At 43.1% G+C, this 20,656-nt stretch carries 21 protein-coding genes and 2 pseudogenes; 15 read left to right on the top strand and 8 right to left on the bottom strand.

Annotated features, from left to right (window positions below; genetic code table 11):
• Positions 1-87: 87 nt before the first annotated feature.
• Positions 88-2,850 (top strand): DNA methyltransferase, encoded by a 2,763-nt coding sequence (locus IQ224_RS07360; RefSeq protein ID WP_194032779.1) that lies wholly within the window; start codon positions 88-90, stop codon positions 2,848-2,850.
• Positions 2,851-3,146: 296 nt separating this feature from the next.
• Here IQ224_RS07360 and IQ224_RS23885 read toward each other — a convergent pair.
• Positions 3,147-3,589, bottom strand: a pseudogene (locus IQ224_RS23885) (hypothetical protein); the annotation flags it as partial.
• A 231-nt stretch (positions 3,590-3,820) separates the two neighbouring features.
• Between IQ224_RS23885 and pgeF the strand changes: the two are divergent.
• The gene (gene pgeF / locus IQ224_RS07355; RefSeq protein ID WP_002748696.1) at positions 3,821-4,615 is read left to right on the top strand and encodes a peptidoglycan editing factor PgeF; all 795 of its coding nucleotides are present in this window, start codon (positions 3,821-3,823) and stop codon (positions 4,613-4,615) included.
• A gap of 42 nt (positions 4,616-4,657) precedes the next feature.
• Positions 4,658-5,635 (top strand): methionyl-tRNA formyltransferase, encoded by a 978-nt coding sequence (gene fmt / locus IQ224_RS07350; RefSeq protein WP_194032778.1) that lies wholly within the window; start codon positions 4,658-4,660, stop codon positions 5,633-5,635.
• Between the two features lie 29 nt (positions 5,636-5,664).
• Here fmt and IQ224_RS07345 read toward each other — a convergent pair whose 3' ends face one another.
• Both IQ224_RS07345 and IQ224_RS07340 read right to left on the bottom strand, forming a co-directional pair.
• Positions 5,665-6,045, bottom strand: a complete 381-nt coding sequence (locus IQ224_RS07345) for a cyclic nucleotide-binding domain-containing protein (RefSeq protein ID WP_194032777.1) — start codon at positions 6,043-6,045, stop codon at positions 5,665-5,667.
• A gap of 346 nt (positions 6,046-6,391) precedes the next feature.
• Positions 6,392-7,198, bottom strand: a complete 807-nt coding sequence (locus tag IQ224_RS07340; protein ID WP_194032776.1) for a TlyA family RNA methyltransferase — start codon at positions 7,196-7,198, stop codon at positions 6,392-6,394.
• A gap of 139 nt (positions 7,199-7,337) precedes the next feature.
• Between IQ224_RS07340 and IQ224_RS07335 the strand changes: the two genes are divergently transcribed.
• Positions 7,338-7,559: a hypothetical protein gene (locus IQ224_RS07335; protein WP_185239880.1), complete on the top strand. Its 222-nt coding sequence runs from the start codon at positions 7,338-7,340 to the stop codon at positions 7,557-7,559.
• A gap of 105 nt (positions 7,560-7,664) precedes the next feature.
• Here the strand turns inward: IQ224_RS07335 and IQ224_RS07330 are convergent, their stop codons facing one another.
• Positions 7,665-7,976, bottom strand: a complete 312-nt coding sequence (locus tag IQ224_RS07330) for a hypothetical protein (RefSeq protein ID WP_002748687.1) — start codon at positions 7,974-7,976, stop codon at positions 7,665-7,667.
• A gap of 353 nt (positions 7,977-8,329) precedes the next feature.
• On the opposite strand from IQ224_RS07330, the gene ldpA reads away from it, so the two are divergent.
• The 9 genes from ldpA (at position 8,330) to IQ224_RS07285 (ending at position 16,699) form a co-directional block, all read left to right on the top strand.
• Positions 8,330-9,331, top strand: a complete 1,002-nt coding sequence (gene ldpA / locus IQ224_RS07325; RefSeq protein ID WP_002748686.1) for a circadian clock protein LdpA — start codon at positions 8,330-8,332, stop codon at positions 9,329-9,331.
• A 50-nt stretch (positions 9,332-9,381) separates the two neighbouring features.
• The gene (locus IQ224_RS07320) at positions 9,382-11,193 is read left to right on the top strand and encodes a R3H domain-containing nucleic acid-binding protein (protein ID WP_194032775.1); all 1,812 of its coding nucleotides are present in this window, start codon (positions 9,382-9,384) and stop codon (positions 11,191-11,193) included.
• Between the two features lie 11 nt (positions 11,194-11,204).
• Entirely contained in the window at positions 11,205-11,459 is a 255-nt protein-coding gene (locus tag IQ224_RS07315) for a hypothetical protein (protein WP_194032774.1), read from the top strand.
• Between the two features lie 68 nt (positions 11,460-11,527).
• A complete protein-coding gene (locus IQ224_RS07310; protein WP_002748683.1) occupies positions 11,528-12,343 on the top strand; it encodes a Cof-type HAD-IIB family hydrolase in 816 nt (271 codons plus the stop codon).
• A gap of 52 nt (positions 12,344-12,395) precedes the next feature.
• On the top strand, positions 12,396-13,130 hold the full coding sequence (locus tag IQ224_RS07305; RefSeq protein ID WP_002748681.1) for a dienelactone hydrolase family protein: 735 nt from the start codon (positions 12,396-12,398) through the stop codon (positions 13,128-13,130).
• Between the two features lie 96 nt (positions 13,131-13,226).
• Entirely contained in the window at positions 13,227-14,084 is an 858-nt protein-coding gene (locus tag IQ224_RS07300; RefSeq protein WP_036402998.1) for a S1 RNA-binding domain-containing protein, read from the top strand.
• Between the two features lie 194 nt (positions 14,085-14,278).
• Positions 14,279-15,136, top strand: coding sequence for a DUF6671 family protein (locus IQ224_RS07295; protein WP_194032773.1), 858 nt, complete (start codon positions 14,279-14,281; stop codon positions 15,134-15,136).
• Between the two features lie 13 nt (positions 15,137-15,149).
• On the top strand, positions 15,150-15,809 hold the full coding sequence (locus IQ224_RS07290; RefSeq protein ID WP_255527402.1) for a class I SAM-dependent methyltransferase: 660 nt from the start codon (positions 15,150-15,152) through the stop codon (positions 15,807-15,809).
• Positions 15,810-15,835: 26 nt separating this feature from the next.
• Entirely contained in the window at positions 15,836-16,699 is an 864-nt protein-coding gene (locus IQ224_RS07285) for an NAD(P)-dependent oxidoreductase (RefSeq protein ID WP_194032771.1), read from the top strand.
• Positions 16,700-17,005: 306 nt separating this feature from the next.
• Here IQ224_RS07285 and IQ224_RS07280 read toward each other — a convergent pair whose 3' ends face one another.
• Both IQ224_RS07280 and scpB read right to left on the bottom strand, forming a co-directional pair.
• The gene (locus IQ224_RS07280) at positions 17,006-17,356 is read right to left on the bottom strand and encodes a DUF760 domain-containing protein (RefSeq protein WP_002735620.1); all 351 of its coding nucleotides are present in this window, start codon (positions 17,354-17,356) and stop codon (positions 17,006-17,008) included.
• Between the two features lie 136 nt (positions 17,357-17,492).
• Positions 17,493-18,011, bottom strand: coding sequence for an SMC-Scp complex subunit ScpB (gene scpB / locus IQ224_RS07275; RefSeq protein WP_002748674.1), 519 nt, complete (start codon positions 18,009-18,011; stop codon positions 17,493-17,495).
• 61 nt (positions 18,012-18,072) lie between these two features.
• On the opposite strand from scpB, the gene IQ224_RS07270 reads away from it, so the two are divergent.
• The gene (locus tag IQ224_RS07270) at positions 18,073-18,885 is read left to right on the top strand and encodes an inositol monophosphatase family protein (RefSeq protein ID WP_194032770.1); all 813 of its coding nucleotides are present in this window, start codon (positions 18,073-18,075) and stop codon (positions 18,883-18,885) included.
• A gap of 249 nt (positions 18,886-19,134) precedes the next feature.
• Positions 19,135-19,899 (top strand): ABC transporter ATP-binding protein, encoded by a 765-nt coding sequence (locus IQ224_RS07265; RefSeq protein ID WP_002748669.1) that lies wholly within the window; start codon positions 19,135-19,137, stop codon positions 19,897-19,899.
• A gap of 59 nt (positions 19,900-19,958) precedes the next feature.
• Here the strand turns inward: IQ224_RS07265 and IQ224_RS07260 are convergent.
• Together IQ224_RS07260 and IQ224_RS07255 are read right to left on the bottom strand one after the other, a co-directional pair.
• A pseudogene (locus IQ224_RS07260) lies at positions 19,959-20,093 on the bottom strand (DUF4164 domain-containing protein); the annotation flags it as partial.
• Positions 20,094-20,096: 3 nt separating this feature from the next.
• A partial coding sequence (locus IQ224_RS07255; RefSeq protein WP_194032769.1) for an IS630 family transposase occupies positions 20,097-20,656 on the bottom strand: 560 nt, incomplete at its 5' end.

The raw sequence follows: 20,656 nt of genomic DNA, 5'->3' as shown, positions 1-20,656 counted from the left end.
TCTGTATCCCTTGCTAACTGCATCTGGCTCCCTACAACATTTTCTACCATCTTTGAGCAAACCGGCGAAAGATAAGGAGTTAAAACTATGCCTTTAAGTTGGAATGAAATCAAAAATCGTGCCATCGCTTTTCAAAAAGAGTGGGAAGGAGAGACTTCAGAAAAGGCAGAATCTCAATCTTTTTGGAATGAGTTTTTTCATGTCTTTGGCATTTCACGGCGTAGGGTAGCCAGTTTTGAGCAACCGATCAAAAAAGCAGATAATAAACAGGGTTTTATTGATTTACTCTGGAAAGGAACGATTTTAGTTGAGCATAAATCGAAGGGGAAAGATTTAGAAAAAGCCACACAACAGGCTAAGGATTATTTTCCCAATTTAAAGGAACATGAGTTACCGCGTTATATTTTAGTCTCGGATTTTCAACGGTTTAAATTATATGATTTAGATTCGGGTAATCAATGGGAATTTGAATTAAATAATTTTGTTGATAACGTTCATTTATTTGATTTTATTGCGGGTTACGAAAAGCGAGTTTATAAAGACGAAGATCCCGTCAATATTCAAGCTGCCGAGTTAATGGGAAAACTTCATGATTGCCTCAAAGAAATTGGTTATATGGGGCATGATTTAGAAGTTTATCTAGTGCGTTTATTATTTTGTTTATTTGCCGATGATACGGGTATTTTTAATAAGGGGATTTTCTGGGAATATATTGATCTACATACCAAAGAAGATGGCAGTGATTTGGCGATGCACATTGATGCTATTTTTCAGGTTTTGAATACACCAGAAGAAAAAAGATTAAAAAATCTCGATGAAAATTTAACTCAATTTCCCTACATAAATGGCAAGTTATTTGAGGAGTCATTACCATTAGCGGCTTTTGATAGCAAGATGAGAGTCATGTTATTAGAAGCTTGTGCTTTTGATTGGGGAAAAATTTCCCCTGCTATTTTTGGCTCTATGTTTCAAGCGGTAATGAATCCAAAAGAGCGACGCAATTTAGGGGCGCATTATACCTCCGAGAAGAACATTCAAAAGGTGATTAAACCGTTATTTTTAGATGATTTACACAGAGAATTTGAGAAGATTAAAGGCAATCGCAATAAATTACTAGAATTTCAGAAAAAGATTGCTAATTTATATTTTCTCGATCCTGCCTGTGGTTGCGGCAATTTTTTAATTATTACCTATCGGGAGTTACGAGATTTAGAGATTTTGGTATTACAAGAGTTAGATAAATTAGATAAAACGGGGCAGTTAGTAACAGATATTAGTACCATTATTCAGGTAGATGTTAATCAGTTTGCTGGTATTGAATACGATGAGTTTGCGGTGAGGGTGGCAGAGGTGGCGATGTGGTTAATTGATCATCAGATGAATATTAAAGTTAGTAATACTTTTGGTCAATATTTTGTGCGTTTACCATTAAAGAAAGCGGCAAAGATTGTTTATGGCAATGCCTTACGGATTGATTGGGAAGAACTTATATCAAAAGAGAAGCTCAATTTTATTTTAGGGAATCCTCCTTTTGTGGGGAAACAGTTACAAAATGCCGACCAAAAGGCTGATATGAATCATGTTTTAGGGGACATTAAAGGAGCAGGTGTTTTAGATTATGTGACCGCATGGTATATTAAAGCGTCTGAATTTATTCAAAATAGTTTAATTCGTTGCGCTTTAGTTAGCACAAATTCTATTTCTCAGGGTGAACAAGTTGGGATTCTTTGGCAAGAGCTTTATCAAAAATATAAAATAAAAATTCATTTTGCCCATCGAACTTTTAGCTGGAGCAATGAAGCAAAAGGAAACGCCGCAGTTCATTGTGTTATTATTGGTTTTGGTCTAGAAGATATTGACAATAAACGCATTTTTGATTATGCTGATATTAAAGGTGAACCAACAGAAAGAAGGGTCAGAAATATTAATCCTTATCTAGTCGAGGGTAGTGACTTGGTAATTTTAAGTAGAAGAAAAACCATTTCATCTGTTCCAGAAATAAACTTTGGAAGTATGCCAAATGATGGTGGTCATCTTATTCTTTCACAATCTGAGAAAGAAGAATTAGTTAAGAATGAACCTGATTCTCAAAAATGGATAAAGCCCCTATTAAGTGCAAAAGAATTTTTAAATAATGAGGATCGTTATTGTCTATGGTTGACTAATATTCAACCACAAGAATTAAAAAAATCAAAAATAATTGCATCGAGAGTTGAGCAAGTAAAATTAACTAGAGAGAAAAGCAACCGAGAGTCAACTAGAAAGCTCTCTAATTTTCCTACTTTATTCGGAGAAAATAGACAGCCAAAAACTAGCTATATCCTAATACCGCGTCATTCTTCAGAGAATAGAAAATATATTCCATTTGGTTTCTTTAGTCCAGATTATATTGCTAGTGATAGTTGTCTCTTTGTTGCAAATGCTGATTTATATTTATTTGGTATTCTTACTTCAGCAATGCACATGACATGGGTTAAATATGTGTGTGGAAGATTAGAAAGTCGCTTTCGTTATTCAAACACCATCGTTTATAATAACTACCCCTTTCCAGAAAATATCACCGACAAACAAAAACAAACCGTCGAAACCTGCGCTCAAGCTGTGCTAGATACTAGGGTAAAATATCCTGATAGTAGCCTTGCGGATTTATACGATCCTTTAACTATGCCTCCCGACTTGCTCAAAGCTCACCAAAAACTTGACAAAGCCGTTGATTTGTGTTATCGTCCCCAACCCTTTACCAGTGAATTAAACCGTATTGAATATCTCTTTGAACTCTACGAAAAATTAACCGCTCCCCTACTCCCTACCAGCAAACAAAAACCCGCAAAAAGAAAAAATCCTCAATAACCGAAAATGCTTGCTTATCGCTTGTGCCAAGGCTCTGCCTTGACAGACAATATTTAAGGATCTGCTGAATAAATCTAAAAACCTTGTTGGATAAGAATTTTAGACTTTTTTCCCATCAAAAAGTGCCAGACCTTGAGGTGATCGGGGGGGAAATTTAGGCACTTTTTCCCTGAAAATTAGGTAATTGACCCCCTGAAAATCGGTAAAACCCTACACCCCACACCCCAAACCCTACCCCCACGAAAAACTTTTTCAGCAAACCCTATTTAAGGATCTGCCTTAAACTATTCTTCAGGTAGAACCTGAAGGGAGCATTCCCAGTTGAGTTTGTCTCTCCGCAGCATCTCGCTTTTATTGCTGGGTTTCTTGACTTCCAATATCACCCCCACAGAATCCCGCGACTCTTTCCCATTATGGATGACTAAATCATTCCTTCCCTTGGTGTTGATGAAATGTTGGGGACTGTAGTAAGCTAAATGGCTTTTACTTCGGATCACCGATATAGACTCCAAAAAGGTTATAGCTATTGGATCATGCAGGTTAAGCGCCGTTTAGCTTAGCTGTGTTTGAGAAAGTCTGCAAGCAGGTTTTTATGGAACTCCTCCGATTCTGTCTCGTTGATACTCCCCAAGAGTTGTCTGAGGTGGGTTTGAAACTTCCCCACCTGACTACGACTCGGTTTGACTCTCAGAAATGCTTTGTTTAATGCTTGTCGGGGAGAGAAATTTTCCGTCTTTATACCTTTATCCTCTTCCTACCCAACCCGATTCTTGAGGCTATTTTTTCCCCTCTTATCTTCCCTCAAAAACCCTATATATATGGGCGCACGGATTTCCATTATATAAAAAGTCTAAAGCAAGTCTCGCCATTTGTCAAGGGTTTGGGTAATAATTTTCTGGTTGCCGTTTGCCAAGCTCAGAACTAGGATAGGAAAGAATAAGGTATTATTGCAGCCAGAGAGGCTTAGACTGTGACCAATGTAGCGATCGATGTGCGATTAACCGAGACTTCTCTGTGGCAATGGCAAACATGGCAAGGATTGCCCTATCTTACCTGTAATCTCCTAGAGGACTGGTCCCACGGCTTTTTTACCCGTCATTATTACCCCCAAACCCCGGAAGCTTTTACGGCTGCTCTAGGGGCAAATGTACCAGTTTATCGGGTCAAACAGGTACATGGCGATCGCCTATTAAATCCCCAAGGGATTACTAACCCGGAAATGGCCGAAGCGGATGGAATTATCACCGATGCTTCCGGTCAAGGGATTTGGGTGGCCAGTGCTGATTGTACGCCCGTACTAATGGGCGATCGCTCTAGCGGTGTTGGGGTGGCGATTCATTCTGGATGGAGAGGGACAGCTAAGGGAATAGTTCCCAAAGCAGTTAAACAGTTATTAAACTCCGGTAGTTGTTTAGATAACCTAGTGCTGGCCCTGGGGCCGGCAATTGCCGGGGAAGTGTATCAAGTAGATAAAGAAGTTGCCGCAGAAGTGGGTTTAAGTTTATTTCCCCAAGAAACCAATCCCGACCAAATTCTGGCGAATTTATTTAACCTCTCCCCTTCCCCCTTATTTGCTGACGAGGAAAAAGGAAAAGTTCGCTTGGACGTGCGAAGGGTGATTTATCATCAACTACAACAGTTAGGAATTAGAGATCAACAAATTGCGATCGCTCCTTTTTGCACCTATCAACAAGAGGAGCATTTTTTCTCCTATCGTCGGGAAAAAGCCAAAAAAATCCAATGGTCTGGCATAGTTAGTCGTTAATGATTACTGCACACTGATAACTGAAAAATACCCCCCTCTCCCATGCGTATTGTTTTTTTCGGAACCCCGACTTTTGCCGTCCCCACCCTCAAAAAATTATTAGCCAATCCCGATATAGAAGTAATTGCCGTCGTTACCCAACCGGACAAGCGCCGGGGAAGGGGTAATCAATTAATCCCCTCACCAGTGAAACAAATAGCCATAGAACAGCAAATACCAGTTTTGCAGCCCAAAAGTGTCAAAAAAAATGCTAAAACCTTAGATTTTCTCAGACAATCGCGAGCGGATGCTTTTGTGGTGGTTGCCTACGGACAAATCCTCTCCCCAGAAATTCTAGAGATGCCAAGATTAGGCTGTATTAACGTTCATGGCTCAATTTTACCGAAATATCGGGGAGCAGCCCCCGTGCAGTGGTGCATCGCTAAGGGAGAAAAAGAAACCGGCATTACCACTATGTTAATGGATGCGGGCATGGACACCGGACCGATGTTACTGAAAGCCTACAGCCCGATCGCTCTTTTTGACAATGCCGAACAGGTGGGAGCAACCCTAGGACAAATGGGGGCGGATTTGCTCCTAGAAACCCTCTCTAAGCTCGATCGAGCAGAAATTACCCCAATTCCTCAAAATAACAACGATGCCACCTATGCCCCTTTAATTGAGAAATCTGACTACCTAATCCACTGGCAAGATTCGGGCCGGACAATTCATGATCGAGTCCGGGGTTTTTATCCTAATGCGCTAACCACTTTCCGGGGACAACCCCTAAAAGTGATGGCCACTATTCCCCTAGACGATCCTAGTCAACTACCTCGAGAATTACAGACAAAAGACCTTTCTCATCTAAGCGGAGAAGTGGGATCGATCGTAGCTCTCTGGAAAAATTTCGGGCCAGTAGTGCAGACGGGAGCGGGTTTATTATTATTAAAAGAAGTGCAATTATCGGGGAAACCACCGCGTTCTGGTGGGGATTTGGTCAATGGTTCCCGTTTAACTGTCGGTGAGATTTTCGGTCAATAGTTTTCATGGTATGGCTTTCCTTTGCTCCTCTATGCTTCACCGGCGAAGATTTTTTTCAACTTGCGAAAGCGATCGGAATAACTTCTTAATACTTCGATCGCAAACATGGGGGTTTCCTGCACGGCAAATAAAAACTGCGGTTGATTGAGATAGGCTAATTTACAATCAGTTTTGGCGATAGCTGTGGATTCTCGCAGTTTATCTGGGTGCAGGAGCGCTCCTGCTCCAAATACGTCCCCTTTTTCTAGAGTTTCTATCAATTGCCCCTTGATATACATCTCCACTTCTCCGCTAAGAATACCGTACATTAACTCGCCCTCCGTGCCATCGACAAAAATAACCTCACCAGCTGGAAAAGTGCGATCGGGATGATTTTCGAGAATTTTAATCGTATCTACGGGACTTAACATGATTTAACAAGAATTTTTCGGGTTATCTCTCCCATTTTCCGATAGATTGAACTCCCCGATCATCGTTTTTGTGTGTAAGAATACCTGAAACTTCTCTACCTGACAAAGATTCGGTTTGTTTAATGCTTGTCGGGGAGAGAAATTTTCCGTCTTCATACCTTTATCCTCTTCCTACCCAACCCGATTTTTGAGTCTATTTTTTTCTCTTTTATCTTTGCTCAAAAACCCTATATATATGGGCGCACGGATTGCCATTATACATAAAGTGTAAAGCAAGTCTCGCCATTTGTCAAGAGGTTTTCCGAAAATTTCCCCCTCTCCCCACTTCCTTGAGAAAATACCGGGGTTAAAACTGTTTGATCGCTGCTTGGGTGATTTCTGCGATCGCGGTTAAACTGGGACTAACTGGGCCGGTATCGGTGGATAACCAGAGAAGATACTCGACGTTACCCGCAGGTCCGGTAATGGGAGACCAAGTTAAACCCCGATAGAACCATCCTAAGACTTCTGCGGCCTGTAAAACCTGAAAAATTGCCGATGCTTGGTCTTGATGGTCGCGAACTACCCCTTTTTTGCCGACTTTTTCCCGTCCCACCTCGAATTGGGGTTTGACCAATAAAATCGCCTCTCGCGGTGGATTTAATAGCGTCCACAGGGTCGGTAAAACTTTGGTCAGGGAAATAAAAGACAGATCCATAACTGCTAAATCGGCGGGTTTTTCCTGTCCGTATAACTTTTCTGGGGTTAAATAGCGAAAATTAGTTCTTTCTAGTAAAATAACTCGTTGATCCTGCCGTAAAGTCCAGGCCACTTGTCCATAACCCACATCGACCCCATAAACCCGTTTTGCTCCTTTTTGCAAGAGACAATCGGTAAATCCCCCCGTGGAAATGCCTCCATCTAAACAAATGCGATCGCTGACATCAATGGCAAACAATTCTAGGGCCTTGGCTAATTTTTCGCCCCCCCTTGACAAATAGGGCAGTTTCTGCTTAACCTCGATCGCCGCTTCTGGATCGATTTCTGTGGCCGGTTTATCAATGATTTGGTGATTGACTTTCACCTCTCCAGCGCGAATTAATCGCTGTGCCTGTTGACGGGAATCACAGAGATTTTTGGCTACTAATAATAAATCTAATCTTTGTTTCGGCAAGGAAATTCCCCCAATAATCAGCGCCTAATTCTAAAAAATACCTTATTTTTCCGCAAGCAATCCCAGAAGCAAGATTATAAGTAAACATAGGGACAAGCGGAACCCATCAGCTAAATTTTCGCTGCCATCACGATATTTTATGGATAAAGATACTCGATTCGCTGTTTTGGTCATTGGCATCCCCTTTCTCGGACTAGCTTACTGTGGCTTGATTTTTGCCGTGATGATCTATTGGGTCTGGGCCCGGGAACATCCCGTGACCATGGCCACTTGTTTCGTCCTTGCTCCTTCTTTGATTTCTGGCTCTATCTGGCTGTTAGCTTCCTATAAAGCCCGTCAAAAGCAGCGTTTGGGTTTATAGTTGAATGTAGAGGCCGATGGCATTCGTCCAAGAAGAATCAAATGGATTTTAGAACTTGGTTTAAGTCTTTAGTGTCAACCTCGGCCTAACCGATGGCGATCGCTGTCAGGGATTGGGAAAAAAACCAAAAAGTTTAGCAGCCCCTCCTAAAATGGCGACAACTAGGGCGATAAAAATCCCCCTGTTGGTAAAATCCTGATAAGCAACCCGTGTCGTTAGTCCTTTAATTTCCGTAGTTAGTCGCTCATCTAAGGCTTTAATGTCCCCTCTGATCTCCGATTGTCCTATTTCTACTTTGGTTAACCGTTCATCGATTTTGTCGAATTTTTGATTGACATCTCTTTGTAGGGAGTCTATTTTCCCTTCGATCCTTGTCAGAACAGCTTCTAGGGAATAAGTAACGGTGTCGTTAGCCATTTTCTGTCTCCTATATTTCTTTTAATTGCGATCGCTGGTGAGATTGGGGATACCTAGATACTAAATCCGTTGAGTATAGGATACATATCAGGACAGGCAAAAGGCAAGGAGCAAAAGAGAGAATAGATAATCAGTTTTTAATAACTGGATTTAGTATCAGTGGTTTTGGCATGGTGCGATCGCTCTAGCTAGTTGTGCAAGTGAGCAGTTAAGGGATTGACGTTGTTGAATAAATCGGTTTTACTTACCGTTTCTGACTTAGTGCGTCCAAGAAGAATTAATAATCATTCTTTAGTCAGAATCAGAGCAGCACAAGGCTGACATTTAGGGGCTGGGCGCGATAGGATAAAAAAGTGCTAGATAAAAACCCCTCTCCCTTACAGTCCCTAGTTGCGGGTCACTGGTTCAAGCTCATCTGTGGAGCTAGTTACCAAGATTTGCCCACGATTCGCAACCTCGCCTTGGCCTATACTATCGCCGGGGCCGATTGTATTGATGTGGCTGCCGATCGAGCCGTGATCCTTGCGGCCAAGGAAGGCATCGAAACGGCGGAAAAAATCGCCGGATTCTCCCCAAATCGACGACCTTGGTTAATGGTCAGTCTCAATGACGGTGAAGATCCCCACTTTCGCAAAGCTGTCTTTAACCCGCAACTCTGTCCGGTCGATTGTCCCCGTCCCTGCGAAAAAATCTGTCCCGCTTATGCTATTGATGGGGGGGGAGTGATTGAACAGCGCTGTTATGGTTGCGGTCGCTGTTTACCCGTTTGTCCCCCGCAGATAATCGAGACAAGATCCCGTGTCTGTCAACCCGCAGAAATTATCCCCTTAATTATCGAAATGGGAGTGGATGCGATCGAAATTCATACCCAAGTCGGACACGGAGAGGAATTTGCTCGACTCTGGCAGGCGATCGCACCTTTAACTAAAAACCTAAAAATCCTGGCCATAAGTTGCCAAGATCATGAATATATCATTGATTACCTCCACTATCTGCGAGAAACCATTTCACCCCTAAGCTGTCCTCTGATTTGGCAGACGGACGGCCGACCGATGAGCGGCGATATCGGCAAAGGAACCACCCACCCGGCCATTAATATGGCCAAAAAAGTCCTTTCCAGCAATCTAGCCGGATTTGTGCAGTTAGCCGGGGGAACCAATGACCACACCGTGACCAAATTACAGCAACTGGGACTGAGAAAAAAAATCGCTGGTATTGCCTATGGAAGTTACGCCCGTTCATTGATTTTGCCAATTTTAGAGCATTTAGACCAGCTTAACCTTGAAAATGACCCCCAAGCCTACCAAGAAGCCCTTAAAGCCGCTTCTATGGTGGTTGCTCAATTAAAAGCCTAGCCTTGGTCAAAAAACTATAATATTTTTTAATTGACAACTAACCCATAAATGTGTTAGACCCCAAGAAAATCTTGGAAATAAAAACGGCCAATTATCGCCAAAACCCTTTACTATTAATGCCAGAAACCCTACCCTCCTCTCGGATGCCAGTGACCGACGATTTAAACAAACTCTTGGCAATTCTACCGGCTCGGATTCGCGGCAAAATCGAGGAACACCCGCGGCAGCATCAACTAATCGAAGTAGTTATGGATTTGGGACGCATACCAGAAGCGCGTTTTCCCGATGGGGCGATCGATCTGGGAGACGAACCGATCTCAAAAGAAGAAATCCAGTATTCGATCGCCAGGGTGGGCAGTTTTAGCGGCGATAATCGCGCCGGGATTGAACGCACCCTGCACCGGATCAGTGCCATTCGCAATCGAGACGGGGAAATTATCGGTTTAACCTGTCGTATCGGTCGGGCTGTTTTTGGTACGATCACCCTGATTAACGACCTAGTGGAAACAGGAAAATCCCTGCTGCTGCTCGGTCGTCCGGGGGTAGGAAAAACCACCGCTCTCCGGGAAATAGCCCGAGTTTTAGCCGACGATCTCAATAAACGGGTAGTAATTATCGACACCTCCAACGAAATCGCCGGGGATGGAGATATTCCCCATCCGGCCATCGGTCGCGCTCGTCGGATGCAGGTGTCCCGTCCGGAATTACAGCATCAGGTCATGATCGAAGCAGTGGAAAACCATATGCCAGAGGTAATCGTGATTGATGAGATCGGTACGGAATTAGAAGCTCTGGCCGCTCGCACGATCGCCGAACGCGGGGTGCAGTTAGTGGGAACCGCCCACGGCAATCAACTGGAAAATTTAATTAAAAACCCGACCTTATCGGATTTAGTCGGGGGAATTCAGGCAGTAACTCTCGGAGACGAAGAAGCGCGCCGCCGGGGTTCTCAGAAGACGGTTTTAGAACGCAAAGCACCCCCCACCTTTGATATTGCCATCGAAATGTTGGAACGTCAGCGCTGGGTCATTCACGAGGACGTATCCACCACTATCGACCAACTGCTGCGGGGACGGGAAGCAATTGCCCAAATCCGTTGGGTGGATGAGGAGGGGAAAGTACAGGTCGCTCAGGAAGAACCAAAACCGGAAAACCTCACCCCTTTGCGCGGCAATTATCTGCCGGAAATGGATAAACCCAAGGGGTGGCGGGCCGATGGCCGGATGACTCCCGTGGCCCGTTTCCCTGCAGGCCCTCTCAACCGGGAAAACGATTTCGATCGCCTCCTCGAACAATCCTGGCTGCAGGAGGAACTAGAAACGGAAAAAGTCCGCGTCCCCGGTCCCAATGGCGAAGATTGGCCGGTTTATGTCTATCCCTACGGAGTTAGTCGCGCTCCGATCGAGCAGGTAGTACAGGCCCTAGATTTGCCGATCGTTTTGACCAAAGATTTACAGGGGGCCGACGCAGTGCTGGCCCTGCGTTCCCACGTTAAAAATCAGTCAAAATTGCGGCAAATTGCCAAAGTAAGACAAATTCCCATCCATGGCATCAAATCCAATACCCTGCCCCAAATTTCTCGCGGTTTAAAGCGGATTTTGGGGATTGATGACCCGATGAATCAGGAAGGTGCGGATCTGCGTTTATTTGCCCGCAGCGGTAATGATGACGAGATCGAAGCTTTGGAGGAGGCCCGGTTAGCGGTGGAACAAATCGTTATCCCTACCGGCCAACCGGTGGAGTTACTGCCCCGCTCGGCGAAAGTGCGGAAAATGCAGCACGAATTAGTGGAACATTACCGTCTCCAATCCGATAGCTTCGGAGAGGAACCGAATCGCCGTATTCGCATCTATCCAGCTTAGGAATCGGGAATTTGCAGCGACGCACCCTCATCATTATAGGTACAGGGGCGGCGATCGGTGCGGTGGCCTCCCTGATTATCCATCGTCCCGAATCGGAGGCGGAATTGCGGGCTAAAATGCCCCTAGCTGAAAGAATTAAGCTCTGTCTCGATCTGGCTAGTTTAATTCTAGCCAGATCGACTATCTCGATGGTTATTTGGGGAATTCTCTATCCCTATCTTACCCATCCAGAGTCATCGGGTTTTAACAATGCTTTGGCTGAATAGCAAGATTTACCCTTTTTGATGGGGGAAGTGGCAAACTATTAACTGTTACCGTTGAATGGGAAAAGACTGTGGATATTCGCTTAATCGTTGTCGATGTGGATGGAACGATCGCCGGGGATAACAATCAGGTTAATCCGGCCGTGGTGCAAGCTGTCTCTTCCGTCCAAAAAAAGGGGATTCCCGTCGCTATTGGCACTGGTAGGATGTACCGCTCGGCTTTACGCTTTCATAAACGCCTTAAATCCACTTTACCTATAATTGCTTACAATGGCGCTTGGATTCAAGACCCTGTTTCCCAAGTTCACCATCGACATACCCCTATTTCCCCCGACTTGGCGATCGATCTTTTAGATTATCTCGAACAACCCCAATGGAAGGAGAAAATCTCCCTTAATTTTTATATGGACGATGTGCTTTATGTGCGGCAATTAAACGCGGAAACGGAATTCTATCGCCAGCGATCGGGTATTATTGCCGAAGCAGTGGGGGATTTACGCAAAGTCGCCCACAAAACCACTAAAATCCTGGCCATGGGGGAAGATAAGCAATTTATCGCCGAGATTTGGCAGCATTTACAGCAACGCTATCAAAATCAAGATTTATACTTTACCCAATCGAGTCCGACTTTTTTTGAAGTTACCCACGTTGAGGCTACCAAGGGAAGCGCCACCCAATTTTTGGCCGAAGATATCCTAGGATTACAACCAAAAAACGTTATGGCGATCGGTGATAATTTTAATGATGTTTCTATGCTCACCTACGCGGGTGTCGGTGTCGCTATGGGTAATGCTCCCCAAGCCGTTAAGGATCAAGCCGATTGGGTTGCCCCCAGTGTAAACTTAAATGGGGTGGCTGCGGCCTTGGCAAAGTTTGTTTTAATTTGAGCAAGATTTGACTTTTTACTGGAAAACCAACATCCTTTTCACCGAGAAAATTATGATTATTAATACGCAAACTGTTACGATTTCTAACAAAGATATTGACATAGATGCCTATTTAGCCATTCCCGATCGAGTGGGAATTTATCCAGCAATTATCGTGATTCAGGAAATATTCGGCGTAAATGACCATATTCGAGATGTCACCCGCAGAATTGCCCAAGAAGGCTATATAGTGATCGCTCCTGCCATTTATCAGCGATTTGCTCCTGGTTTTGAAACGGGGTACAGTAGGGCAGATATCGAAATCGGTCGTCAGTACAAGGAACAAACCAAAGCAGCCGAATTAATCAGCGATATCCAAGCCACCATCGATTATCTTTATAGTTTGCCACAGGTGCAAAAAACCGGTGTCGGCACGATCGGTTTTTGTTTTGGTGGTCATGTGGTTTATCTTGTCTCCACTCTAGAGGATATCAAAGTTACTGCCTCTTTTTACGGTGCAGGAATCACCACGGGAACCCCCGGGGGTGGTCAAGCGACAGTGAGGGTGACTCCCCAAATCAAAGGGACAATCTACGCATTTTTCGGGGTGTTGGATACCAGTATTCCTCAAAAGCAAGTGGATGAGATAGAAAACGCATTAACCCGTTATCAAATCCCCCATCGAGTTTTCCGCTATGAAAACGCCGACCATGGCTTTTTCTGCGACCAAAGGGCTAGTTATAATGCTAAGGCGGCCAAATCTGCCTGGGATCATGTGCTAGAGTTATTTAGTCTTCTTAAATCTTAATGGTCTGACTCCTCAAGCTTCAGCTTACACTGGAAGCAGTTCGAAATTATACTTGTAACCATTCTATTTATCATGACACCGAACCCAGCCTTTTCCATGGACGATTTTGCCAAAGCTCTTGATCAATACGATTATCAATTTGAAAAAGGGCAAATCGTGCGCGGGAGAGTCGATCAACACACCTCCGATGGAGCATACATCGATATTGGCGGCAAATCCTCCGCTTTTATTCCTTTAAGGGAAATTTCCCTGGAAAATGTTATTTCTATTGCTGAAGCTTTACCCATAGGTGCAGAATTCGATTTTCTGATTACCCGTGGACAGGACGCAGAAGGACAAGTTACCCTTTCTCTGCGGCAATTATTACTACAAAAAGCTTGGGAAAATGTCAGGGAAATCTCTGAAAGTGGCAAGTCGGTGCAGCTGCGCGTCACGGGGGTGAATAAGGGAGGAGTGACGGGAGAAGTGGAAGGATTAAAAGGATTTATCCCTCGCTCCCATTTAATCGAAAAAAATGATTTAGATTCCCTGATCGGACAACTTTTAACCGCAACTTTTATTCAAATCGATCAAGAAAATAATAAATTAGTTTTATCTCAGCGAGAAATTGCTCGCGCTAACGCTATCAGTCAATTAGCTGTGGGTAAATTATTAAGTGGCACCGTGGTTAAATTACAACCCTACGGTGTCTTTGTCGATTGCGGTGGAGTGACGGGATTACTCCATGCTAAACAGGTGACAGGAGCCTCTTTTAATTCTCCCATGACTTTCTTTAAAGTTGGTCAAGCAATTCAAGTGGTAGTCGCGGAAATTGACGAATATAAAAACCGCATTTCCCTATCCACAAAAATCCTGGAAGCACACCCCGGCGAAATTCTCGAAAACTTTGCAGAAGTCATGGAAACAGCAGCAGAAAGATTAAAACAAGCTCAGGGAAAAACCCCAGAAACTTAGTGTAGGGTGGGTTAGGCGACAATAATTTAGATACTTTACCACCTATTTAGTATTCGCCGTAACCCGCCATCAGTTATCAGTTATCAGTTATCAGTTATCAGTTATCAGATGTGAGTTTTAAGTGGACAGTCTTAAGTAGGAAATTGCCGTTTTCTTTTCGCTGATTGCTGTTTTTTACTTTTTCCTTGATCAAGATGTTTCAAGAAAAGATGTTTCAAGATCGGATAGCAATTTTAGGGACTATGCACGGAAAAGAGCGGGTGATTGCACCGATTTTAGAGGAAAAAATAGGACTTAAGGTGATTGTACCCGATAATTTTAATACCGATCGCTTTGGCACTTTTACCCGGGATATTAAGCGCATCGGGACACAAATTGAAACCGCTCGCAGGAAGGCACAACAAGCGATCGAGCTTTCGGGATACGATATCGGAATTGCTAGTGAGGGTAGTTTTTATCCCTATCCTAACTTGCCGTTAGTTTCCTGTAATCGTGAATTGATTTTATTGCTCGATCGAGTCCATAATCTAGAAATAATTGGTCAAGCAATAGTCACGGAAACTAATCACGCTCACCAAACTGTCACTAATCTAGCAGCTGCTTTAGAATTTGCCGAAAAAATAGGGTTTCCTAGTCATGGTTTAGTGGTGATGTTTGATAAAAATTCTTTCGACTCTGAGCATATTTTTAAGGGAATTACTGACGAGAAAAATTTCGTTAAAATTGTTGAAGATATTCTTGACAAAAACGGCAAAGTACACCTAGAAACCGATATGCGCGCTATGCACAATCCCACGCGGATGAAAGCAATTGCAGCTGCGACAGCAAATCTTGTTCAAAAACTTAATCAATTATGTCCTAATTGTGGTTGTCCGGGGTTTGATATTATCGAAAGAACATCGGGTTTACCCTGTGGTTTATGTCACTTTCCCACCTCTTTAATTAAACTGGAACTATACGGTTGTCAAAGCTGTGATTATCGAGAGGAAAAACTCTTTCCCAATGGTGAAAAAACCGCCGATCCGATGTATTGTCAATATTGTAATCCCTAAAGATAGCTTTTCTATGGAAAGAATTTTAGAACCAGAAGTAATGGATGATCGGGAAGAAGCGATCGAATATGATGCCATGGACTTCACGGAAGTTAATACTAATTTTGCTAAAGAAGCCGTACAATTGGCTAGTATTAATGCTAGGGTATTAGATGTAGGAACCGGTACTGCACGCATTCCGATTATCCTCAGTCAACTGCGTCCCCAATGGCAAATTATCGCTATTGATCTGGCCGATTCTATGTTAGAAATTGGTCAAAAAAATATCCTGAATGCTAACTGTCAAGAACAAATAAAATTAGAAAAAGTTGATGGAAAAAATCTCCCCTACCAATCCGAGCAATTTGATTTAGTTATTTCTAATAGTTTAATCCACCATCTCGAAAATCCTCTGCCTTTTTTACGCGAAATTAAGCGAGTTTTAAAACCCAATGGTGGCATATTTTTAAGAGATTTATTCCGTCCCGATTCCGAGGAAATAATTAAGGGGATGGTGAGAGAAATCGATCCTAATTTTTCTCCCCGACAAGCGCAACTATTTCAAGACTCGCTGCGAGCGGCTTTTACCCTAGCAGAAATCGAAGATTTAATCCAGCAATCGGGATTAAAAAATGTTAAAATTTATCAGTCTTCCGAACGTCATTGGACAGCCATAAAAACAAGTAAAAACTAATCACTAAATCAGGGAAAAATTAAGTTATGAAAGTTGGATTTTTGGGAACAGGATTAATGGGAACGCCAATGGTAGAAAGATTATTAAATCAGAAAATTTCTGTTATTGCCTATAATCGCACCTTAGAAAAATTAGCACCTTTACAGCAGTTGGGAGCCAAAACAGTTAACTCTCCTGAACAAGTCATTCAAGAGGCAGATTGTCTGATTTTAATGTTAACTAATGCCGCCGCTATCCAAGAGGTTTTAGGATTAAATTACGAGCAATCTAACTTCAATAATCGGACTATTATCCAGATGGGAACCATTGCCCCTTCTGAAAGTAAACAACTGCGAGATCAAATTGTGGCTAAAGGGGGAGAATATCTAGAAGCACCCGTGTTAGGAAGTATTCCCGAAGCTAAAAATGGCACTCTCTTAGTTATGGTGGGAGCAACGGAGAAACAGTTCCATCAATGGTCAAATTTATTAGCACATTTTGGTCAAAAACCGATGTTAATCGGGGAAGTGGGAACCGCTGCGGCGTTAAAATTAGCTTTAAATCAATTAATTGCCACTCTAACCAGTGCTTTTGGTTTGAGTTTAGCTTTTTTATCCCAGCAAGGAGTAGATATAGAAAAGTTCATGACTATCCTGCGTCAAAGTGCCTTATATGCGCCTACTTTTGACAAAAAATTAACCAGAATGTTAGAAGAAAATTATGCTAACCCTAACTTTCCCACTAAACATTTACTGAAAGATGTCAATCTTTTTTTAGAGGAATCGGAGAAATTAGATTTAACCACTTTTCCCCTAACAGGAGTAGAGCGTCTTCTGGAAAAAGCTTTAGCAATGGGATTCGCAGAGGAAGATTATTCAGCTTTATATGAGGCGCTGAAAAAAGAATTATAAACCGCTTGGCAACATCAAAAAGAATCTCTTTGGTTTGTCTAGTCGGACAACTGATAGGAGAAAAACCGATAAAAGGCTTTAAATTTTCCTTAAGCTTTGTTGAGGTGGCCAGAAGAGGGGGTTAGAGTGGGAAGTGATGGAATTTTGGGCATATTTTCCTATGACGTTGACTGAATTTGGATTATTAGCGGGTTTACTTGTCCCCGGTATCCTGCTCTCGATTTTGGTGATGGTGAGTTTTGCCAAAGGGGGTTAAAAACTGATAGAGACACCGATGAAAGTGTCTCTATCTTTTTGGGGTGAGGATTAATCTATTTTTGGTTTTTTGCCCAATTTAATTGATTCTGTAGCTAACAAAATTGATTCTAAATGATGGCGCTTCTCCACTTGACCGAGGAAATAACCTGTCATCATCGCTGAAGCGAGAAGATTCGCCAAATTCTCGCGGTCGGTGGTAATTTGTACCGCAAAATCCTCTGAGGGCAACATTCCCACCAATCCCCTGACGTTTTGCGAGATAATATCTTTAATTTCGCTACTGACGGATTGGGCTATTCTCTCAAGGGTTTCAGGATGCTGCTGCTGGAGATACTGCATTAGACAGTTATCATTTTGTTCTTCGGTTTCCCAGGGAAAAAAATCAGGATTAAAAGTCATCAGAACTCCCACGCTGTAGTGGTTATTGGATCTAGGTTAACAAATCGCTCTTCTTGATTGCCCGAAGTCCCCCCTATCTTCTTCAAGTTTAGCTCAGTGATCAGAAATATTTACCCTTAATATACCCTCTCCCTCCTTATTCCTGATCGGTAGCTTCCAGAATACCCTGTTCCCTAAGATTGTCAACCTCGAAATATTGATGAAATTTATCGGTTAGTTCTAACCAGTAGGATCTACCTTCATTTTGCTTGCGTTTTCTCACAAATCCTCGTTCTACCAAGTCCTGAACCTGTTGATAGGCCGTACTGCCGCGTAAATTAATTAAATCCGCTTGTAAAATCGGTTCTTTTATTGCGATCGCTGCTAAAGTGCGGAGGGTTCCCGTGCCTAATTCGGCCGGGATCAGGTCTTCGATCAAATTCTGATAAGCTGACCGCAATTGTAAACTATAACCGAGGGGGGTTTCCACCACTTCCAAGGCACTATCCCGGTGGGCATAATCGGACATTAACTCGATCATAGCATCTTCCACCGTCAAGCGATCGCTGTTAGTTAATGTCACCATCTCGGTTAAGGGGACAGGCTGCCCTTTTAGGTAAAGTATCGCTTCTAGACGGGTAGCTAGTCTGATCTCTTGGTGGGCTTCCGCGCTCAATCTCGACTACCTAAGTTTAGACACTAAGCTAATATTCTACTAGAAAACGAACGAGAAAATTATGGAAACTTTTTGGAGTCAGGTTTTAGACTTTTGTTATCAGGCTACCGAGCAGGTGGGCGATCGCCTAGTAGCTGATTTTGGCAAATTACAGGCCACCAATAAAGCAGACGGGACTTTAGTGACGGCTGCCGACCGTTGGTCCGATGGCGAATTGCGATCATTAATTGCCCGCACTTTCCCGGATCATGGAGTCTTAACCGAGGAAACTACCCATATTTTCCCGGATCAAGAATGGTGTTGGGTAGTGGATCCAATCGACGGCACGACTAATTTTACTCGCGGTATTCCCATCTGGGGCATTTCCCTAGGACTTCTCTACCGGGGGACTCCTGTGTTCGGATTTGTTTATCTCCCCTGCCTGAAACAGTCCTATTATGGTTATTGGTACGGTGAGACGGGTTTAACTGGTCCAGAGGGGGCCTACTGCAACGGTCAACCGATTCACACCAGCGACGATTTTCCCAGCAAAAATCATCTGTTTAATCTCTGCGCTCGTAGTACAGGTGTATTCAAAAACCCCTTTCCCTGCAAAGTGCGGATGATAGGAGTGGCTAGTTATAATCTGCTTTTGGTTGCCGATGGCACTGTCTTGGGAGGAGTGGAAGCAACCCCAAAAGTCTGGGATATTGCTGCGGTTTGGGCAATTCTACAGGCCGCCGGCGGGGTATTTATCTCTTTAGGAGAAAAGATTTTTCCCTTACAGGTGGGGGAAAATTATAGTGATCGATCCTATCCCTGTTTAGCCGTGGCTCGATCGAATTTAGCGCCGGTTTTCTTGCCTTTAGTCGGTTTTCTCAAGGATGTTGCTTGAATGGAGAATTGCTCAGGTTAGAATAGCTGCATTTATTGGTTTTATCCCTATTTAGGGCTGGCTGAATAAATCTAAAAACCTTGTTGGATAATATCTTTAAGCTTGTTTGAAATCAAAAACTGCCAGCCCTTGGAGTGATCAGGGGGGAAATTTAGGCACTTTTTGCCTGAAAATTAGGTAATTAACCTCCTGAAAATCGGTAAAACCCTACACTCCACACCCCACACCCTGCCCCCACGAATTTATTTCATGAGTTTTGATACTTCCTCTCTCAGCGAACGCAACGATAAAGCCGAAGTCTATCAGCCGGTAATTATTCGCCTCGAAAATGTGTCTAAAATCTACGGCAGTGGCGAAACCATGGTTAAAGCCCTCAATAACATCAATTTAAGCCTAAAAAAAGGGGAATATTGCGCTATTATGGGGGCTTCAGGTTCGGGAAAATCCACAGCCATGAATATTATCGGCTGTCTTGATCGTCCCACCTCGGGGTCTTATTATCTAGAAAATCTGGACGTTTCCACGCTGCCGGATGGGGATTTAGCCCAGATTCGGAATCGCAAAATCGGCTTTGTTTTCCAGCAATTCCATCTTTTACCCCAGATGAGTGCGCTGGAAAATGTCATGTTACCAATGATTTATGGTGGGGTTTCTCCCCAAGAAAGAAAGGAAAGAGCGATTGCTGCTTTAACGAGGGTAAAATTAGATAATCGACTGCACAATAAACCCAATCAATTATCGGGAGGACAACAGCAGCGCGTCGCTATTGCTAGGGCAATTGTCAATCAACCCATATTATTACTTGCCGATGAACCGACGGGGGCGTTAGACTCGAAAACTACCCAAGAGGTGATGACTATTTTCTCAGAATTGAATAACAGTGGCATTACTATCGTCATGGTAACTCACGAGGCTGATGTGGCGCGTCACTCTCAGCGCATTATCTGGTTTAAGGATGGTGAAGTGGTTTATCCTAATCTCGCACCGACGGATTTACACGAGGTGATTGGGTAGGGTAGGGATTTTTCAGTTATCAGTGAAAAGAAAACGGCAACTTCCTAATTAGATATCTGTTAGGGATTGGGAAGAAAACCAAAAAGTTTGGCTGCCCCTCCTAAAATGGCAACAACCAAAGCGATTAGAATCCCTCGATTGGTAAATTCCTGATTAGCGACTCTTGCAATTAATCCTTTAATTTCTGTGGTTATACTTTAGACGTTCATAATCTGAGATTTATTAAACTTCTGAAATCGTAGAGTCAGCAAGGAATCCAGTTCTTTTTTATGTTTCAGATGGGCATCATTCAGACATTCATAAATAGCTGAAGAAAAGTCAGAAAAGTTTTCATAATATTTACCATGTAAACATTTCTTTTTGACAAATTTCCACAGCCTTTCAATTAAATTTAGATTAGGCGAATAAGACGGCAGATAGAGTAGCTCTATTGACAAAGAAAGAGCCAATTCTTCAACAATTTTACATTTCTGATAGCGGGCATTATCTAAGACTAGAGTGATGGGAATCATTAGTCCTAAAGCAGCTATTTTTTCAAGAAGTTCACAGACTTGAGTTGCCGTAATATAAGTGTCATTAGTAACTAGAATCACTTCATGAGTTATTGCATTTAATGCTCCTAAAACATTGAAGCGTTTACGCCCGCTCGGTGACTTAACAAAAAGTCTCTCAAAACACCAAACAAAACCGAGAAATGCTCCCATGACGAAGTGAGCGGCATCAACAAAAAAAACAGCCCTTTTTCCTTCTTTAGCCT

The sequence above is a fragment of the Microcystis sp. LEGE 00066 genome (assembly GCF_015207925.1).
In the GTDB taxonomy this organism is placed as follows: Bacteria; Cyanobacteriota; Cyanobacteriia; order Cyanobacteriales; family Microcystaceae; genus Microcystis; species Microcystis ichthyoblabe_A.
This window is presented reverse-complemented; position numbering and strand designations above follow the sequence as displayed.

Bases quoted from the DNA above. Each gene is read 5' to 3' on its own strand.
- IQ224_RS07270 (WP_194032770.1), top strand. From the start codon at position 18,073: ATGGAAACTTTTTGGAGTCAGGTTTTAGACTTTTGTTATCAGGCTACC.
- IQ224_RS07345 (WP_194032777.1), bottom strand. From the start codon at position 6,045: ATGTTAAGTCCCGTAGATACGATTAAAATTCTCGAAAATCATCCCGAT.
- IQ224_RS07285 (WP_194032771.1), top strand. From the start codon at position 15,836: ATGAAAGTTGGATTTTTGGGAACAGGATTAATGGGAACGCCAATGGTA.
- IQ224_RS07360 (WP_194032779.1), top strand. From the start codon at position 88: ATGCCTTTAAGTTGGAATGAAATCAAAAATCGTGCCATCGCTTTTCAA.
- IQ224_RS07290 (WP_255527402.1), top strand. From the start codon at position 15,150: ATGGAAAGAATTTTAGAACCAGAAGTAATGGATGATCGGGAAGAAGCG.
- IQ224_RS07330 (WP_002748687.1), bottom strand. From the start codon at position 7,976: ATGGCTAACGACACCGTTACTTATTCCCTAGAAGCTGTTCTGACAAGG.
- IQ224_RS07265 (WP_002748669.1), top strand. From the start codon at position 19,135: ATGAGTTTTGATACTTCCTCTCTCAGCGAACGCAACGATAAAGCCGAA.
- IQ224_RS07280 (WP_002735620.1), bottom strand. From the start codon at position 17,356: ATGACTTTTAATCCTGATTTTTTTCCCTGGGAAACCGAAGAACAAAAT.
- IQ224_RS07305 (WP_002748681.1), top strand. From the start codon at position 12,396: ATGATTATTAATACGCAAACTGTTACGATTTCTAACAAAGATATTGAC.
- IQ224_RS07295 (WP_194032773.1), top strand. From the start codon at position 14,279: ATGTTTCAAGAAAAGATGTTTCAAGATCGGATAGCAATTTTAGGGACT.
- fmt (WP_194032778.1), top strand. From the start codon at position 4,658: ATGCGTATTGTTTTTTTCGGAACCCCGACTTTTGCCGTCCCCACCCTC.
- IQ224_RS07335 (WP_185239880.1), top strand. From the start codon at position 7,338: ATGGATAAAGATACTCGATTCGCTGTTTTGGTCATTGGCATCCCCTTT.
- IQ224_RS07300 (WP_036402998.1), top strand. From the start codon at position 13,227: ATGGACGATTTTGCCAAAGCTCTTGATCAATACGATTATCAATTTGAA.